The 16,218-nt window shown below is 70.3% G+C and carries 13 protein-coding genes; 7 read left to right on the top strand and 6 right to left on the bottom strand.

The window, feature by feature from the left end:
• The 6 genes from FL311_RS13960 to FL311_RS13935 all read left to right on the top strand — a co-directional run.
• Positions 1-256, top strand: a 256-nt coding sequence (locus tag FL311_RS13960) for a flagellar biosynthetic protein FliO (RefSeq protein WP_141325636.1), incomplete at its 5' end; no start/stop codon positions are given.
• On the top strand, positions 253-978 hold the full coding sequence (gene sctR, locus FL311_RS13955; RefSeq protein WP_141325635.1) for a type III secretion system export apparatus subunit SctR: 726 nt from the start codon (positions 253-255) through the stop codon (positions 976-978). The genes FL311_RS13960 and sctR, both read left to right, overlap by 4 nt.
• Before the next feature lie 4 nt (positions 979-982).
• Positions 983-1,252, top strand: a complete 270-nt coding sequence (locus FL311_RS13950; protein ID WP_141325634.1) for a flagellar biosynthetic protein FliQ — start codon at positions 983-985, stop codon at positions 1,250-1,252.
• On the top strand, positions 1,249-2,043 hold the full coding sequence (locus FL311_RS13945; RefSeq protein WP_141325633.1) for an EscT/YscT/HrcT family type III secretion system export apparatus protein: 795 nt from the start codon (positions 1,249-1,251) through the stop codon (positions 2,041-2,043). Before FL311_RS13950 ends, FL311_RS13945 begins: the two co-directional genes overlap by 4 nt.
• Complete coding sequence (locus FL311_RS13940) at positions 2,040-3,089, top strand: flagellar biosynthesis protein FlhB (RefSeq protein ID WP_141325632.1); 1,050 nt, start codon at positions 2,040-2,042, stop codon at positions 3,087-3,089. The genes FL311_RS13945 and FL311_RS13940 overlap by 4 nt, the downstream gene beginning before the upstream one ends.
• The gene (locus tag FL311_RS13935) at positions 3,086-5,158 is read left to right on the top strand and encodes a flagellar biosynthesis protein FlhA (protein ID WP_141325631.1); all 2,073 of its coding nucleotides are present in this window, start codon (positions 3,086-3,088) and stop codon (positions 5,156-5,158) included. The genes FL311_RS13940 and FL311_RS13935 overlap by 4 nt, the downstream gene beginning before the upstream one ends.
• 7 nt (positions 5,159-5,165) lie before the next feature.
• Here the strand turns inward: FL311_RS13935 and FL311_RS13930 are convergent, their stop codons facing one another.
• The 6 genes from FL311_RS13930 to ligA all read right to left on the bottom strand — a co-directional run bounded on the left by FL311_RS13930 (position 5,166) and on the right by ligA (position 13,988).
• Entirely contained in the window at positions 5,166-5,516 is a 351-nt protein-coding gene (locus tag FL311_RS13930; protein ID WP_046715538.1) for an HU family DNA-binding protein, read from the bottom strand.
• A gap of 125 nt (positions 5,517-5,641) precedes the next feature.
• Entirely contained in the window at positions 5,642-6,964 is a 1,323-nt protein-coding gene (locus FL311_RS13925) for a YhjD/YihY/BrkB family envelope integrity protein (protein WP_141325639.1), read from the bottom strand.
• A 684-nt stretch (positions 6,965-7,648) separates the two neighbouring features.
• Positions 7,649-10,669 (bottom strand): Rne/Rng family ribonuclease, encoded by a 3,021-nt coding sequence (locus tag FL311_RS13920; RefSeq protein WP_141325630.1) that lies wholly within the window; start codon positions 10,667-10,669, stop codon positions 7,649-7,651.
• A 553-nt stretch (positions 10,670-11,222) separates the two neighbouring features.
• A complete protein-coding gene (locus tag FL311_RS13915; RefSeq protein WP_046715536.1) occupies positions 11,223-11,666 on the bottom strand; it encodes a DUF3052 family protein in 444 nt (147 codons plus the stop codon).
• Positions 11,663-11,950 (bottom strand): acylphosphatase, encoded by a 288-nt coding sequence (locus FL311_RS13910; RefSeq protein WP_141325629.1) that lies wholly within the window; start codon positions 11,948-11,950, stop codon positions 11,663-11,665. Before FL311_RS13910 ends, FL311_RS13915 begins: the two co-directional genes overlap by 4 nt.
• Positions 11,951-11,969: 19 nt before the next feature.
• Entirely contained in the window at positions 11,970-13,988 is a 2,019-nt protein-coding gene (gene ligA, locus FL311_RS13905; RefSeq protein WP_141325628.1) for an NAD-dependent DNA ligase LigA, read from the bottom strand.
• A gap of 595 nt (positions 13,989-14,583) precedes the next feature.
• Here ligA and rho point away from each other — a divergent pair.
• Positions 14,584-16,218 (top strand): transcription termination factor Rho, encoded by a 1,635-nt coding sequence (gene rho, locus FL311_RS13900; RefSeq protein WP_194869197.1) that lies wholly within the window; start codon positions 14,584-14,586, stop codon positions 16,216-16,218.

Here is a 16,218-nt window from a genome sequence, read left to right as displayed (position 1 = left end):
GTGGTGGAGACGGAGGGCGAGGGGGACGAGCGCGGCGGGCCTCGAGCGCTTGAAGGTCGTCTCCCGGGCGGGGCTGTCGCCGCGGTGTGGTCTCGCGCTGGTGGAGGTGGAGGGGCGCGACTTCCTGGTGACCTTTGGGGATGCGTTCGCGCACGTGCATGCGCTGCCCGAGCGGCGACAGGCGGCTCCGTTCGTCCTGGCGCCGGCCCGTCGGCCTCGTCCGGGACGTGGGATGCGCAGGGGGATGCGGTCATGAGCGGCGGACTGGGCTGGCTCGTGCCGGTGGTCGCCGCGGCGTCCCCGGAAGGGATGCTCGGTCAGCAGTCCTACGCGGGCAGTCCGCTGTCGATGATGGGGATGCTCGCGCTGATGTCGCTCTTGCCGTTCGCGGTGCTGATGCTGACGAGCTTCTCGAAAATCGCGGTGGTGTTGTCGCTGGCGCGCTCGGCCATGGGGACGCAGCAGGCGCCGCCGACTTTGGTGCTGACGGGGCTGGCGGCGGTGCTGACGGGCCACATCATGGCCTCGGTGATGGAGCGGATGTACGACGCGGGGCAGCTCGCCTACCAGGAGCTCGAGTCCGGCTCCGGGGCGCGGATTCTCGACTCGGCCGCTCGGGTGGCCGAGCCCCTGCGCGAGTTCCTGGTGAAGCATGGCAGCGCCGAGGAGCGGGCCCGCTTCGTGGACCTGGCGCGTGAGCTGCGGCCGCCGGAGGAGGCGGAGGTGGTCCAGGAGACGGACCTCTTCGTCATCATCCCGGCCTTCGTCATCACCGAGCTGAAGGAGGCCTTCCAGATTGGCTTCCTCGTCTTCCTCCCGTTCCTGGTGCTCGACATGGTCATCGCCAACGTGTTGCTCGCGCTGGGGATGCAGACGCTGTCCCCCAGTCAGGTGAGCCTGCCCTTCAAGATCCTCCTCTTCGTGGCCGTGGATGGCTGGTCGCTGCTCGCGCGCGGCCTCATCCTCGGATACCGGTGATGCGATGACCCAGGACGTGTTGCTGTCGCTGGGCCGTGAGGCCTTGTTGTTGATGGTGCTCGCGTCGCTGCCGCCCGTCGGGGCCAGCCTGCTGGTGGGCTTCCTGTCGGGGCTGTTCCAGGCGACGACGCAGCTGCAGGAGAGCACGCTGTCGGTGGTGCCCAAGCTGTGCGCGGCGGTGTTCGCCCTGGTGCTCGCGGGGCCGTGGATCGCCGCCCAGCTCACGCGCTTCACCCAGCAGCTCCTGACGCTCATCGCCGAGGTCTCGGTATGAACCTGGAGCTGGTTCGCACGTCGCTGGAGGCGCTCGGGCCGGACGCCGCCGTGGTGGCGCTGTGCTGCGCGCGGCTCGTGCCCGTGGCCTTCCTGTGCCCCGTGCTGGGTGGGCAGGCCACGCCGCCGACGGTGCGGTTGGGGCTGGTGCTCTCCCTGGCGTTGTTCCTCCGCGTGGAGGGAGGCGTGGAGTTGCCGGCGCCGGTGACGTCGTCGTGGACGCTGGCGGGCTGGTTGCTGCGGGAGCTGGCCTATGGCGTGTCGGTGGGGATGGTCTCCGCGCTGCCGTTCGACGCGGCGCGGATGGGGGGACGGTTCATCGACCTGTTGAGGGGCACGTCCGCGGAGGCGAGCCTGCCGGTGTCGGGGAGCCGCGAGTCCGCCACGGGCGAAGGGTTGCATCAACTGCTCGTGGGGCTGGTGATGTCGGGCGCGGTGGCGCCGCTCGTGTTCGGCGCCTGGGTGCGTGGGTTCGGCGTGGTGGGGTTGGGGGCCTTCGTGCCGACGGAGGCCGCGACGCTGCACGTGGTCGTGCTCGCGGGAGGCGCGCTGGCCACGGGCCTGGCGGTGGGCGCGCCGATGGCGGCGGCGATGCTGACGGTGGATTGCTTCCTGGCCATGGCGTCGCGCGCGGCGCCGCAGCTGAACCTGCAGGAGCTGGGAGCGCCGCTGCGCATCCTGGGGGGCGGCGCGGTGTTGTGGTTGGGGACGGGCGTGTTGTGTGAGCGATTGCTGGCGGAAGTCGTCTCCACGGGCGGGGCGCTCTCGGTGTTGGGGGAGCTGGCGCGATGAGTGGGGAGAAGACGGAGCAGCCCTCCGCGAAGCGCCTGCGCGAGGCTCGCCGCAAGGGACAGATTCCGCGCAGCCGACTGTTGTCCTCCAGCGCGGTGACGTTGGGAGGCGTGCTCGGCTTCATGGCGGGCTCGGCGCCGCAGGTGGCGCGGCTGCGGGACTGGACGTCGCGGTTGTTCCTCGAGCAGCAGGGGGCGGGCGCCTGGGAGGAGGGGCTCTGGATTTTCATGGGCATGAGCGGGCCCGTGCTCGGCGGCGCGCTCATCGCGTCGCTGGGCGTCAGCGTGGCCACCGTGGGGTTCGAGATGAATCCCGAGCACGTGGCGCCCCAGTGGGCGCGTGTCAGCCCCGCGGCTGGGATGAAGCGGCTGTTCAGCGTGAAGCCGTGGCTGGAGCTGGGCAAGGCGCTGGTCGTGGTGGCCGTGGTCGCGATGTTCGTGTGGAGCGAGGTGGAGGAGCTGGGGCCAGAGGTGCTGCGGACCGCGTGGCTCGCGGGCGGCGAGGGGCTGCCGCTCATGCTGGGTCGCATCGAGGGGCTGGTGCACACCCTGGCCTGGGTGCTGGTGGTGTTGGGAGTGGGGGACTACCTGCTCGCTCGACGGAGCCACTTTCGTGAGCTGCGGATGAGCCGGGAGGAGCTCAAGCGCGAGCACAAGGAGAGCGAGGGAGACCCGCGCCACAAGGGACAGCGCAAGGCGTTGCACCGGCAGCTCGCGCAGGGCGGACCGGCTCGGGGCGTGGCCCGGGCCACCGCGGTGGTCGTCAATCCCACGCATCTCGCGGTGGCGCTCCGTTACGACACCCAGGAGTGCGAGGCGCCCTACCTCGTCGCGAAGGCGCGTGAGGAGGAGGCGCTCGCGCTGCGCGAGGAGGCACGTCGGCTCGGCATTCCCGTGGTGCGGGACGTGCCGCTGGCGCGGAGCCTCATCCACTACGACCTGGGGGAGCCCATCCCCGAGGAGCTGTACCAGGCGGCGGCGGTCGTCCTCCGCACGGCGATGGAAGCGCGGGACGCGGACGAATCACCTCGGAGACGGACTTCATGAAGGCCCTGACGTCGTGGTTGTCGAAGGTGAAGAGCTCATCGGACCTGGTTCTCGCGGTGGCGATGGCCGCCGTGCTGGGCGCGCTCATCATCCCCCTGCCGGCGTGGGTGCTGGACGTGGGCCTGGCGCTGAACCTGGCGGCGGGTGTGGCGCTGCTGGTGGCGGCGCTGCGGGCGAAGGACGCGCTGAAGGTGACGTCCTTCCCGACGTTGCTGTTGTTCACCACGCTGTTCCGACTGGCGCTCAATGTCTCGTCCACGCGGCTGGCGCTCGCGGAGGGGCACGCGGGCGACGTCATCCAGGCGTTCGGTGAGTTCGTGGTGCAGGGGGACTACGTGGTCGGCGGCGTGGTGTTCGCCATCCTCTCGCTGGTGCAGTTCCTGGTGGTGGCGAAGGGCGCGGAGCGTGTCGCGGAGGTGTCCGCCCGGTTCACCCTGGACGCGATGCCAGGCAAGCAGATGTCCATCGACGCGGACCTGCGCGCGGGGGCCATCGACCAGGCTCAGGCCCGCAAGCGCCGGAGGGATTTGGAGCGCGAGTCTCAGATGTTCGGCGCGATGGACGGGGCCATGAAGTTCGTGAAGGGCGACGTCATCGCGGGCCTCGTCATCGTCGCGGTGAACCTGCTCGGTGGCTCGCTCATCGGAGTCTTGCAGGGAGGGTTGTCGCTCTCCGAGGCGGCCGCGACGTTCGCGCTCATCGCCATCGGCGACGGGCTCGTGTCTCAGGTGCCCTCGCTCTGCATCACCGTGGCGGCGGGGCTCGTCGTCACGCGGGTGGCCTCGGAGCGCGAGGAGGACTCGCTGGGCGCGGAGATTGGCGCGCAGTTCTTCGGCGAGGCCCGGACGCTCTGGGTCGTCGCGGGACTGTGTGGCGTCCTCGCGCTGATGCCGGGCATGCCGCACCTGACGTTCCTGGTGCTGGCGGCGGCCCTGGCGGGACTCGGGTACGCCCTGTCACGCGGCGCGGCCCGTCCGGTGGCGGCAAGCGAGTCGGAGGCGTCGGGCGAGAAGGTGGGGGCTTCCGGGAAGGAAGCGGCCCCGCCGATGAGCGCGGCGCTCCCCGTGGGTGTGTCCCCGCTCACCCTGGACCTCGCGCCGGACCTGACGGTGCTGACGCAGTCCTCCGGGGGGGCGTTCGTGCATGAACAGCTCAACGCGGTTCGGGACGAGCTCTTCTTCGAGCTGGGCATCCGTGTCCCCGGCATCCGCGTGAGGACCCAGGCCGCCTATCTGTCTCCGGGGGAGTATCGAATCCTGGTGGACGAGGTCCCCGCGGGCGGCGGGCAGCTGACGCCGGGCGTGCTCTATGCGCAGGCACCTCCGGAGGAGCTCGCGTTCCTCCAGGTGAAGGCGGAGCCGGCGGTGGAGCCCTCGACGGGGAGGAGCATCAGTCGGATTCCGGAGTCGGGCCGCGGCCCGGTGGAGCTCGCCCAGGTCCAGGTGCTGCGCCCCGAGGCGCTGCTCGCCGAGCACCTGCGTGCCGTGCTGCGGAGCCGGGCGGCGGAGCTGTTGGGGCTCCAGGATGTCCAGGGACTCCTGGAGGGGCTGGAGCCGCGTGCGCCGATGCTGGTGAAAGAGGCGCTCCAGAAGGTGCCGTTGCCGCTCTTGACGGACGTGCTGCGCAAGCTGCTCCAGGAGGGCGTGAGCATCCGGGACTTGAGGGCCATCCTGGAGGCGCTCGTGTCACCCACCACCGAGGGGGACGCCACCGCGCTCGCCGAGCGCTGCCGACAGGCCCTGCGTCGCTATCTCAGCCACAAGTTCGCGCCCACGGGGCCGCTGTATGCGTACCTGGTGGACCCCGAGGTGGAGGAGATTCTCCGGGCCGCCGGGCCCAGGGGGCTCGCGCCGGACCCGGAGCGGGTGGCGGAAATCCTGGAGGGGGTGCGTCAGGTCGCGACAGGCGGGAAGGCCGTGCTGCTCACCGCGCCGGATGTGCGCAGGTCCCTGCGCAGGCTGTGCGAGGGGGCGTTCCCGGACGTGGCGGTGCTCACCTACGGCGAGTTGGATGGCGCCCTGCAGATTCGTCCCATCGGTCGGCTGTCGCCGGTGTCCCATGGGATGTGAGGGTGGGTCAGAGGCCGGTGCCGGTGCTGCCGGGGCCCTTGCTCTCAGGGGACGCCAGGTCCGCCTGGGCCTGCTGGGGCGCGGGGCGGTTGACCCTGTCGCGCAGCTCCTTGCCCGTGCGGAAGAGCAGGCCCCGCTTGGGCTTCACCGGGATGACCTGGCCCGTCTTCGGGTTGCGACCCTGGTAGCCCTGGTAGTTCTTCACGTGGAAGGCACCGAGGCCGCGAATCTCGATGTTCTCGCCGCGACAGAGGGCATCCTTCATCGACTCGAAAATCGTCTCGATGGTGGCCTCAGCCTGCTTCTGCGTCACGCCCCGCTTGGCCACGAGGATGTTGATCAGATCGGACTTGAGCATCGGACGCTCCCGCAAACCCGGTGACCCCTTCGCAACAGGGCACTCTGGCCCGTGGTCGAATCAGGAAAACATAACAGAACGCGCCGGCACTGCAAGCAGGGTGGACTCCCAACCACCTAGAAACTTTACGGATTTCCGCTGGCTGCCATTCGGGGGGGCTCCGAGGGGGCCTCCTGGGCGACTTCGGGCCGCAGGGGCGCCACCAGGTCCGTCCAGCGCGTGCGTCGCAGGCGCTCGACGCCGAGGCAGTCCGCCTCCTGGAAGAAGTGCTCCACCTGCTCGAAGCCGGTGGCCTTGGGGCCATCCCAGGTGTCCACCCCGCCGGAGATCATCACCCCGTGCACGGCGAGGGTGGTGTCGGCCAGGGTGAGGGAGGCGGGGTCCCTGGCGGGCCTCAAGCCCCCCCGGCGCAGGCGCTCCAGGAGACCGGCGGTGACCATGCGGTCGACCACCTCGTGGACGAGCGACTCGGGGACGCGAAGCCGGGTCGCCAGCACCCGGGGCGTGGGAGCCGGGCCTCCGTCCACCCACGTCAGCGTCGTCTCCTGGGCGATGCGCGAGGCGACCAGCTCATGGGCGCGCGGGTGGGTGCCGAAGGCGAAGAGGGAGTCGCGGAAGGCGGTGTGCTCGACGGCGTAGGCGAGCCGCGCTCCGAAGAGGAGCACGAGCCAGCTGACGTAGACCCAGGCGAGGAAGAGGGGCAGGGCGCTCAGCGAGGCGTAGAGCAGGTTGTAGCGGAAGCTGCGCGCGGCGAACTCGGCGTACACCGACTTGGCCAGGATCCAACCCAGGCCCGCGACCAGTCCCCCCGCCAGGGCGGAGCGGACCCGGACATGGGCGTAGGGGGTCCAGAAGTAGAGCAGCGTCAGGCCCACCACCGCGATGAGGGTGGTGCCCAGCGCGATGAGGACGCTGGCGAAGGGCAGGCTCTGGAGGACGCCGCGCACCGCCCGCGTCCCGGTGAGGGAGGCCGCGAGGAAGACGGGGCCCAACAGGAGCAGGCCCGAGTAGATGAGCAGCCGGGTGCCCCAGGGGCGCTGACGGCGGATGCCCCACAGCTCGTTCACCGCGCCGTCGATGTGGCGCAGCAGGGAGCCCGCGGACAGGAGGATGGCCAGGAAGCCGACGCTGCCGATGGCCACGGAGTTGCTCTGCTCGAGGAGCTGGTTGAGCACTGCGGCGGACTTCTCCTGGACGCCGGGGGCGAGCATCTCCCGGACGACGAAGCGCAGCCGCTCCTCGAAGCGGTCCTGGTGGAACGCGTTGAGCAGGACGAGGCCCACCGTCAACAGCGGCACCAGCGAGAACATGCTGATGTAGGTGAGCGCGGCGGCGCGGAGCCGGAGGTTCTCTCCGCGAAAGCCCTGGGCCACGGTCCTCGCGGCGAGGAACGTGTCGGTCGCGAAGCGGCCCACCTGGGTTGCCTGCGCGGGTTCCCAGACGCGCAGCGCCCAGTCACGGGCTCGCTCGCGCGTGCTCCGCCACCACGACGCTGGAGTCGAGGGCGTGGCCAACCTCAGGCGCCCCTGCCCATGCGCTGGCGCCCCGCGCGGTGGCACGGTGGACGGTGAGGGCGCTGGGGCGGAGCGGAGGTGGGGGGCATACGAGGCGGAAGCAGACCGGGAGCCGACGACGCTCCGCGATATGGAGTCGCAAGGCTAGCCAAACCGGGACCTCCAGGGCCAGCCCACCTCCTGATGGAGATGCGCCTGTCGCGGCACATGGACCGACATCCAGGAGCCCTCGTGCGCCCCATGGGGCTGGATGCAGGCCTCATCGTTGAGGTGGGAGAGGGGCGCGACCTGCGGCACGGGACGTCGGTGCGTGATTCGACGGCGCCTGTTCCCACGGCGCGATTCTTCCGGCTCCTGACCGAGGCTTGGGGCCACGCGGAGCCAGATGGCTGGCCCTCTCTGCCGGAGGTTTGGACCTGGCACCGCGCCCAGTCCACTTTGTACCCGTGAAGGGGCGGCCGTTCGGGCCCGTGATGCCAGAGGAGGGGGCTGCCGTTCCAATCCGGAGGGTGAGGAAGTGGGCCGCTACGGAGCCCACTCCACTTGGCTTCCATGGGATGGCTGATGCTGGGGGAGAAGGGCGGTCGTCGAGACGCCGCCCCACCTCACCTCGCGGAATCAGGTCGAGCTACCGCCCGACGGCTCCGAGCCACCCTGGCCCGATGCCGGAGGCGTCGAGCCACCACTGCTCTCGCCGCCGTTGCCTCCCGCGGAGCCCTGGTTGCCACCGCGCTCGCCACGCTCGCCGCCCCGGTCACCGCGCTCGCCGCCTTGTTCGCCGCGAGGACGGTCACCGCGCTCGCCGCCTTGTTCGCCGCGAGGACGGTCACCGCGCTCGCCGCCTTGTTCGCCGCGAGGACGGTCACCGCGCTCGCCGCCTTGTTCGCCGCGAGGACGGTCACCGCGCTCGCCGCCTTGTTCGCCGCGAGGACGGTCACCGCGCTCGCCGCCTTGTTCGCCGCGAGGACGGTCACCGCGCTCGCCGCCTTGTTCGCCGCGAGGACGGTCACCGCGCTCGCCGCCTTGTTCGCCGCGAGGACGGTCACCGCGCTCGCCACGCTCGCCGCCCCGGTCACCGCGCTCGCCGCCTTGTTCGCCGCGAGGACGGTCACCGCGCTCGCCCCGTGGGCCGCGGTCACCACGCTCACCGCGTTCGCCGCGCTCACCGCCACCACGCTCACCCCGGTCCCCACGCTCACCCCCCCGCTCACCGCGAGGACGGTCTCCGCCACGGTCCGGACGACGGCCGTCACGTCGGTCATCGCGCCGGTCTCCGCCGCCGCCACCGCCGCCGCCCCGGTCCCTGTCGCGATCCCTGCCGCCACCACCGCCCCGGCGGTTCTGGTCCTGCCGCCCGAAGCCGCCGCTGTCCGGCTTGCGCTGCTGCATCGCCAGCTCGCCGTCACCCGAGCCCGGGGACGAGGCCACCTTGTGCTCGGGGCCCGTCGCCGAGCGTCCGTAGATGTCGTACTGCTCGCGGTGGTAGTTCTGCTGCGCCTTGACCTGGATGGACTTGTTGTAGCGGTCCATCAGGTGCCGCAGCTCGTTGCGCTCCTCGCCCTGGAGCAGGCGCGCCACCTCCGCGTTGCAGTTGATGACCAGCGTGGAGTCCTTGTAGCCCGGCGCCTCCCGGCGAATCTCCCGGAAGATTTCATACGCCACCGTCGTCGCCGTCTTCACGAAGCCGTTGCCGTCGCAGTACGGGCAGTCCTCGTGCAGCACCCGGCCGATGGACTCGCGCACGCGCTTGCGCGTCATCTCCACCAGGCCCAGCTCGGAGATGCGCAGCACGTTGGTCTTCGCCTTGTCGCGCCCCAGCGCCTCCTGCAGCGCCTTGAAGACCTTGTCCCGGTTCTGCGCCTTCTCCATGTCGATGAAGTCGCAGATGATGATGCCGCCGATGTTGCGCAGCCGGAGCTGGTACACAATCTCCTTGGCCGCCTCGACGTTGATCTTGGTGATGGTCTCCTCGAGGCTCTTCTTGCCGACGTAGCGTCCCGAGTTGACGTCGATGGCCGTGAGCGCCTCGGCCTGGTCGATGATGAGGTAGCCGCCGCTCTTCAGCCACACCTTGCGCTGGGTGGCCCGCTGCAGCTCCTGCTCGATGCCGTACGCGTCGAAGACGGTGTCGTCACCCTCGTGCAGCGCCACCCGGTCGCGCAGCGCCGGGTCCTGCGCCGTCACGAAGCCCAGGATGCGCTCGTACTCCTCGCGGTCGTCGACGACCAGCTTCTCCACGTCGTGCGCGAACAAGTCGCGCGTGGCGCGCAGGATGAGGTCCAGGTCCGGATGCAGGAGGCCAGGGCCGCCCCGCTTCTCGTTCTTGCGCACCACCTGGTTCCACACCTCGATGAGGAACCGGATGTCGCTCTCGAGCTTCTCCTGCGGAACGTTCTCCGCCACCGTGCGCACGATGAAGCCCGTGCCGGGCGGACGCAGCCGGTCCACGATTTCTCGCAGCCGCCGGCGCTCCTTCTCGTTGGAGATGCGGCGGCTGATGCCCACGTGGTCCACCGTGGGCATGAACACCAGCTGACGGCCCGGAATCGAGATGTGCGAGGTGAGGCGCGCGCCCTTCGTGCCGATGGGGTCCTTGGAAATCTGGACCACCACCTCCTGGCCCACCTTCAGCAAGTCCTCGATCTTGTCCGTCCGGCGCTGCTTGACCTTCTCCTTGCCGTTGCCGTCGTCATCGCGCTTGTCGCGGCGCTTCTCGTCCTGCTTGTGACGGCCCTTGTCCTTGTCCTTCTCCCGGCCGCGCGGCTCGCGCGCCTCCCGGGCCTCGCGCGGCGTGCGGCGCTCACCGGAGACCTCGGCGGGACGGGCCACGGCCAGCGCGCCCTCCTCACCGGCGGGCGGCGGAATCAGCTCGCTCAGCGCGGTGGCCGCGGCCGGCGGCGGCTCGGGCTGCTGCTGCGCCGCCGCCACACCGTCCTCGGACACCGCCGCCTGGGACGCGGCCTCGGCCGACTCCGACGCGGGGGAGGGGACCTCCTGCACCGCCACCGCCACGGACGCGGTCTCCACCGAGGCCGTCGCGCCCTCCACGGACACCGACACCTCGCTGGCCACCACCGTCACGGAAGGCTCGCTGGCGGACGGCGCGGCCTCGGACGTCGTCGGCGCGGCCTCGGCCACGGCGGACTCCGTCCCGGATGCCACCTCCACCGACGGCGCGTTCGCCGCCAGCTCCAGGCGGGTGTCCTTCGGCAGGCCCTCGAGGTGCGCGGGAGCCTCGGCCGACAGCTCCTCGACCTCCGCCTCCGCCGCGTGCTCCACGGGGTGGTGGTGCTGCGGACCCCCGTTCCGGGCGGCGGCCTCGGCGGCCTCGGCCTCGGACTCGGTGGGGACGTCGGGCGCGTCCTCGTGCTCGCCCTCGGTCAGCTCGAACTGCGCCCGGGCGAAGTCCGGGTCGTAGACGACGTCGCTGACGTAGAGGAACGCGGCCTTCTCCAGGCCGATGTCCACGAAGGCCGCCTGCATGCCGGGCAGCACCCGGACCACGCGACCCTTGTAGATGTTGCCGACGACGCCCTTGTCCTTCTTACGCTCGAGATAGAACTCCGCGATGTGCCCGTTCTCGACGAGCGCCACGCGGGTCTCCCGACCCGCGGCGTTGATGACGAGGATGCTGCTCATGGACGAATCCTGGACGCGCGCGCGGTAGGGCGGACCTCACCGGACGGGAGGCGGCAAGACGCCGCGCCTGCGTGCACGCTGCGAAAGGAGAGGCGGCCTCCGGAGGCCCTCCAGTCAGGACGTCCTCCCCGGTCTGTCCGGGAACGGCACACGTCACGCTGTCGAGGGCCAAGGGGACCACCGCCTGCTCCTCCGAGTTCAATTGCTCCGCTTTGCCACCGGCACCCTGCCGGGCGGAGCCTTGTCTTCAACCGCGTTCGAGGTCCTCCACCACGCGCGTGCCGCCCGCTCCTTCCTTCCACACCCGGTCGGTGCCCTGCAGTGGGTCACCTTGGGGGGGCGACTTGGAGCCCCGGCGCAGCCGACGCGCCCGGAGGTATCCGGGAACGCAACCCGTCAAAAATTCAAGACTGGGCGTGACCTCCGCCAATGCGGAGCGTCACACAAGCGCCCAGAAACACGGGGAGTTTTTCACGCCCCCGGCACACGTGTAAAGCCGAGAAACGGCATCCATCCACTGTCGGGCAGATGCCGGGTGCCTCCCTGGCAGGTCTCAGGCCTGGGCGGGGGCCTGCTTGCGGCCCTCGGGCTTGTCCAGCCGCCCGCGGGGCCTGCGCACCAGCCTCAGGCCCGTCCAGGTGGCGTCGATGGTGCAGATTTTGTTGTCCACCAGGCCGATGTCGAGCGCCGCCTGGCGCACGAAGTCCTCGGAGAGGGTCGTCTTGACGCCCTCGCCGCCGGGCCAGCAGACCCAGATGCCCCCGGTGAGGGCCATGGCGCGCGCCAGGGCGGGCAGCCGCTGCACCAGCTCCGTCGCGTCCTGGGAGAAGAAGAGGATGACATCCAGGCCCGTCTGCGCGGTGATGAGGAACTCCACCCCATCCGGCAGCGGATTGAGCTTCTGCACGAAGCCGCGCGGCGGGTTGATGACGGAGACCTTGGACCCGGCCCGGATGCCCAGCATGGCCGGCAGGGATGCCAGCGCGTAGGGCGTCATGATGTGCGCTCCACGATGAAGTGACGGTACTCGCCGGTGGCCTCGCCGTCCGTGCGCTCGACGCCGGTGACGCGCGCCTGCTCGGGACCTCGGTGACACCACCGGATGAACTCCTCCAGCATCTCAGGCTCTCCCTCCGCCACCGCCTCCAGCGAGCCCTCCGAGCGGTTCCTCACCCAGCCCGACAGCCCCAGGCGCGTGGCCTCCCCGCGGGCGCTCTCCCGGAAGAAGACGCCCTGCACCTTGCCCTGGATGCGCAGGGACACCCGCCTGGAACCGCTCATGAACCGAATGCCTCACCCTCTAGGCGTCCGCTCGCAACAGCCCGAGGAACGCTTCCTCATCCAGGATTCTTACCCCGAGTTCCTGGGCCTTCTTCAGCTTGCTGCCCGCATCGTCGCCGGCCACCACGAAATCGGTCTTGCGCGAGACACTTCCGGCGACCTTCCCACCCCGCCGCTCGACCTCCTCCTTCGCCTGCTCCCGCGTCATACCCGTCATCGAGCCGGTGAGCACCACCGTCTTACCAATGAACGGGCCTCCCGTGGCCACCTGGGGCGGGGCGGGTGCGACCCCGGCGTTGAGCAGCGCGAGGATGGCCTCGCGATTCTGGGGCTCCTGGAAGAAGGTGTGGATGACCTGCGCCATGACCGCGCCCACGTCCTTGACGCGGGAGACGTCCTCCAGGGACGCGTCGAAGAGCTGCTTGACCTGGGGGAAGGCCTCCGCGAGCGCCTTGGCGGTGGCGTCCCCCACGTGGCGGATGCCCAGCGCGTAGAGGAAGCGGCGCTGGGTGGTCGTCTTGGAGCGCTCGATGGAGGCCAGCAGGTTCTCCGCGCTCTTGTCGCCCATGCGCTCGAGCGTCATCAGCTTGGGCTTGGTGAGCGCGTACAGGTCCGCGAACGTCTTCACGGTGCCGGTGGCCACCAGCTGCGCGGCCAGCTTGTCGCCCAGGCCCTCGATGTCCATGGCGATGCGGCTGGCGAAGTGGCGGATCTTCTCCACCAGCTGCGCGGGGCAGGACGCGCCGGTGCACCGGATGACGGCGCCGTCCTCGTCCTTCACCGCCACCGCGCCGCACACCGGGCAGTGCTTGGGGAACTCGAAGGGCCTGGAGTCCTCGGGGCGCTTGGAGAGCACCGTGGAGACGATCTCCGGAATCACGTCCCCCGCGCGGCGCACGAAGACGGTGTCGCCCTTGCGCACGTCCTTGCGCCGCAGCTCGTCCTCGTTGTGCAGCGTGGCGCGCGCCACGGTGACGCCGCCCACCTTCACGGGCTTCAGGTGCGCCACGGGCGTGAGGGCGCCGGTGCGGCCCACCTGGATGCCGATGTCCTGCACCAGCGTGGACTCCTCCTCGGGCGGGAACTTGTACGCCACCGCCCAGCGCGGGCTCTTGGAGACCTGGCCCAGGCGCTTTCTCTGGTCCTCGTCGTCCACCTTCACCACCATGCCGTCCACCTCGAAGGGCAGCTCGTGGCGACCCTTGAGTGACGCGTCATAGGCGGCGCGCACCCCGTCGATGCCGGCGGCGCGCACGTAGCGGTTGATGGGCAGGCCCAGCGACTTGAGGTACTCGAGCTTCTCGATGTGCGTCTTGAAGGCGGGCACGCCCTCGGTGGGGACACACTCGTAGAGGTAGACGGAGAGCGGACGCTGCGCGGTCTCCTTCGGGTCCAGCTGGCGCAGGCTGCCGGCGGCCGCGTTGCGCGGGTTGGCGAAGAGCGGCTCGCCCTCCTCCTCGCGCTTCTCGTTGAGCTTCTGGAAGTCCGCCTTGCGGATGAAGACCTCGCCGCGCACCTCCAGCACCTCGGGCACCTTCACCCCGTCCTCGGGGAACAGCTCCATGGGCAGGCTGCGGATGGTGCGCAGGTTGCCCGTCACGTCCTCGCCCGTGGTGCCGTCGCCGCGGGTGGCGCCCTGCACGAAGAGGCCCTTCTCGAAGCGCAGGGCGATCGCCAGCCCGTCCAGCTTGGGCTCACAGACGTAGTGGACGGCGGGGATGCCGAGCAGCTTGCGGATGCGCTCGTCGAACTCCACCAGCCCCTCGTCCTCGAAGAGGTTGGCGAGCGACAGCATGGGGACGCGGTGGACCACCTGGCCGAACTCGTCCGCGGCCTGGCCTCCCACGCGCTGGGTGGGCGAGTCCGGCGTCTGCAGGGTGGGGTGCTGCTCCTCCAGCCCCTGCAGCTCGCGCATCAGCGTGTCGTACTGGATGTCGCTGATCTCCGGCGAGTCGAGCACGTAGTAGCGGTGGTTGTGGTGGGCCAGCTCACGACGGAGCTCGCGGGCTCGGGCTTCGGCTTTCTGGAAGTCGTCCACGGTGGGCGGTCCTTACCCCAAAACGCCCCCGCGTGAGGGCGTGTCCATGGCGCGCAATCTAGAGCGACACCCCGACATCGCGTCGACCGCCTCCCGCCATGTCCCCCGCGTGCACGGGGCCACACGCCCCGCCACGTAGGCCCCGCCTCATGCCGGCGGTGAGGCGCGCTGGCCCGGTGCCCGTCGTGCGGGGCGGGGTGGGGGGCGTCGGTCCTGCCCGCGCGGGCCCACCCCCAGCGAAGAGACGCGTCGGGTCCTGACGTGGGGAGCCACGACGCCCCGTGGCGGGTGGGAAATGTCCGCCGCCGGGCTCATGTTGCTCATCAGGAAGAGTCCGGAGGGTGGCCCTCAAGATGCCTTGACAGGCCTGGAGGGGGTCAATAACGTCCCTCGGCGGTTCACTGGCGCAGGAATTTCGACGGCGCCATCTCTTCCCCAAAACCAATCGGCCCGCGCCCGCGCAGTCCCCTCCAGGGATTCCGGTAAGGGTCGCTCCTCACTGGAGAAGGTGCTTCCGAGGCCGAGCGGACATCTCCCCCGGCAATCGAGCGTCCGAGTCCTCGGGCACCCCACACCTCCCCAAGCGTTCCCAGCCATGCGCAAAGCCCGTACTTCGAGAGAGAAGGCCGCCGACGTCGCTGTTCCCGTCGAGGCCGACGACAAGCCCCGTCGCAAGCGCGCGGCGGCGAAGACCGCCGACAGGGAGGAAGCCGAGAAGCCGTCCCGTTCGCGCCGCGCCCCTCGCCGTGACGAGGACACGGGCACCGAGGTGGAGGGCGACTCCGCCGAGGCGAGCGCCGAGCCGCCCCGCCCCGTGCTGACGCCGATCTCCCGTCCGGTCCGCGACGACGACCTCCAGGAGGCTCGCATCTCCGGTGAGGACGAGTCCCCCGCGGCCTCGCTGCCGCCCCCGCCGGAGGCCCCCGAGGCCCCAACCATCACGGAGGTCAGCCGCGACGGCGCTCCCATGCAGGTCATCAAGCTCAATGACCTGAAGCGGATGAAGATCACGGACCTGTCCCGCATGGCCCACGACGTGGGCCTCGAGAACTACCAGGGCCTGAAGAAGCAGGACCTCATCTTCGCGCTCCTGGGTGGCATCGCGGACAAGCGCTTCGAGGTCCACGCCGAGGGCGTGATGGAGCTGCTCAGCGACGGCTTCGGCTTTTTGCGCAGCGCGGACAGCGACTACCAGCCCAGCCCGGACGACATCTACGTGTCCCCGTCGCAGGTGCGCCGCTTCAACCTGCGGCCCGGCGACACGGTGACGGGCCCCATCCGCCAGCCCCGCGAGGGCGAGCGCTTCTTCGCGCTCCAGAAGGTGGACAAGGTCAACTTCACGGACCCGATGTCGGACGCGGCGCGCGAGCGCATCCTGTTCGACAACCTCACGCCGCTGTATCCGACGCGCAAGCTCAAGCTGGAGCACGAGTCGTCGGAGATGACCACGCGCATCATCGACATGTTCTGCCCCATCGGCCTGGGCCAGCGCTGCCTCATCGTGGCGCCCCCCAAGGCCGGCAAGACGGTGCTGCTGCAGAACATCGCGCACGCCATCAGCCGCAACCACCCGGACGTCTATCTCATCGTGCTGCTCGTGGACGAGCGCCCCGAGGAAGTCACGGACATGGAGCGCAGCGTGCGCGGCGAGGTGGTCTCCTCCACCTTCGACGAGCCCGCCACGCGCCACGTGCAGGTGGCGGAGATGGTCATCGACAAGGCCAAGCGCCTGGTCGAGCAGAAGTACGACGTCTGCATCCTGCTGGACTCGATCACGCGGCTCGCGCGCGCCTACAACACGGTGGTGCCCGCGTCCGGCAAGATTCTGTCCGGCGGCGTGGACGCCAACGCGCTCCACAAGCCCAAGCGCTTCTTCGGCGCCGCGCGCAACATCGAGGAGGGCGGCTCGCTGACCATCATCGGCACCGCGCTCATCGACACCGGCAGCCGCATGGACGAGGTCATCTTCGAGGAGTTCAAGGGCACGGGTAACTCCGAAATCGTCCTGGACCGCAAGCTGATGGAGAAGCGCATCTTCCCCACGCTGGACATCAACAAGTCCGGCACGCGCAAGGAGGAACTGCTGCTGGGGCCCGGGGACCTGGTCCGCATCACCGCGCTGCGCCAGGTGCTGCACCCGTTCACCCCCATCGACGCGATGGAGTTCGTGCTCAAGCACATGCGTCCGACGGCGACGAACGCCGACTTCCTCGGCTCGATGAACCGCTAG

The organism is Myxococcus sp. AB025B, assembly GCF_006518215.1.
Taxonomy (GTDB): domain Bacteria; phylum Myxococcota; class Myxococcia; order Myxococcales; family Myxococcaceae; genus Myxococcus; species Myxococcus fulvus.
This window is presented reverse-complemented; position numbering and strand designations above follow the sequence as displayed.

What these genes read in the sequence shown, in the direction of transcription:
- sctR (WP_141325635.1), top strand. Translation starts at nt 253, where the DNA reads ATGAGCGGCGGACTGGGCTGGCTCGTGCCGGTGGTCGCCGCGGCGTCC.
- FL311_RS13950 (WP_141325634.1), top strand. Translation starts at nt 983, where the DNA reads ATGACCCAGGACGTGTTGCTGTCGCTGGGCCGTGAGGCCTTGTTGTTG.
- FL311_RS13945 (WP_141325633.1), top strand. Translation starts at nt 1,249, where the DNA reads ATGAACCTGGAGCTGGTTCGCACGTCGCTGGAGGCGCTCGGGCCGGAC.
- FL311_RS13940 (WP_141325632.1), top strand. Translation starts at nt 2,040, where the DNA reads ATGAGTGGGGAGAAGACGGAGCAGCCCTCCGCGAAGCGCCTGCGCGAG.
- FL311_RS13935 (WP_141325631.1), top strand. Translation starts at nt 3,086, where the DNA reads ATGAAGGCCCTGACGTCGTGGTTGTCGAAGGTGAAGAGCTCATCGGAC.
- FL311_RS13930 (WP_046715538.1), bottom strand. Translation starts at nt 5,516, where the DNA reads ATGCTCAAGTCCGATCTGATCAACATCCTCGTGGCCAAGCGGGGCGTG.
- FL311_RS13920 (WP_141325630.1), bottom strand. Translation starts at nt 10,669, where the DNA reads ATGAGCAGCATCCTCGTCATCAACGCCGCGGGTCGGGAGACCCGCGTG.
- FL311_RS13915 (WP_046715536.1), bottom strand. Translation starts at nt 11,666, where the DNA reads ATGACGCCCTACGCGCTGGCATCCCTGCCGGCCATGCTGGGCATCCGG.
- FL311_RS13910 (WP_141325629.1), bottom strand. Translation starts at nt 11,950, where the DNA reads ATGAGCGGTTCCAGGCGGGTGTCCCTGCGCATCCAGGGCAAGGTGCAG.
- rho (WP_194869197.1), top strand. Translation starts at nt 14,584, where the DNA reads ATGCGCAAAGCCCGTACTTCGAGAGAGAAGGCCGCCGACGTCGCTGTT.